This is a genomic window from Gilliamella sp., from assembly GCF_024104075.1.
In the GTDB taxonomy this organism is placed as follows: Bacteria; Pseudomonadota; Gammaproteobacteria; order Enterobacterales; family Orbaceae; genus Gilliamella; species Gilliamella bombi.
Genome location: NZ_JAGGHR010000077.1, coordinates 1 through 579, shown reverse-complemented (window position 1 = coordinate 579; position 579 = coordinate 1). Strand labels below are relative to the sequence as shown.

The following is a 579-nucleotide window of genomic DNA, read 5'->3' as shown; positions in this document are numbered from 1 at the left end:
AGGCACAACAAAATCATACGCCGAAGAAGTCAAAGAGCTTAGTGATAAATTGGAAGTTGCTAAACTTGAAGCAAAAGGCATGACTGTTGAAGCTGAATTACTTGCTATCACTCAAAAAATGGGCAGTAAAGTTACAGCAAAACAAACAGAAGAGCTTAGAAAGCTAATCGAAGCATCACAAGCTTATAAGGAACTTGGTTCATTAAAAAGCCCAATTGAAGCTGAAAATGATGCTTATAAAAAGTCTAAGGATTCCTTGGATAAATTACAAAAACTTGGTGAAATAAAAACTCAGGAAGAATACAACGCTAAGCTTGAGCAACTTGAACGCCAACATCAGATAAATATGACCAAAATTAAGTCTGAAGCTGTTGTATCTAAAATTGACGACGCTGTAGCGCAAGTTGACCCAGTCCAAGCTTTGGCTAATGAAAATGCTAGAAAACTCGCTTTGATTCAAGAATTCGAAAATCAAAAATGGATTACAGAAGAAAACGCAATAGCATTGCGTGAAGCGGCTAATCATCAGTACGAACAAAATCGTATCAATGCACAATGGGAAATTTGGCGAAATCAGAG

The 579-nt window shown here is 36.8% G+C and carries 1 pseudogene; it reads left to right on the top strand.

Features of this window, described 5'->3' with window-relative positions:
- Positions 1-579: pseudogene (locus tag J6569_RS11195) on the top strand (tail tape measure protein); the annotation flags it as partial.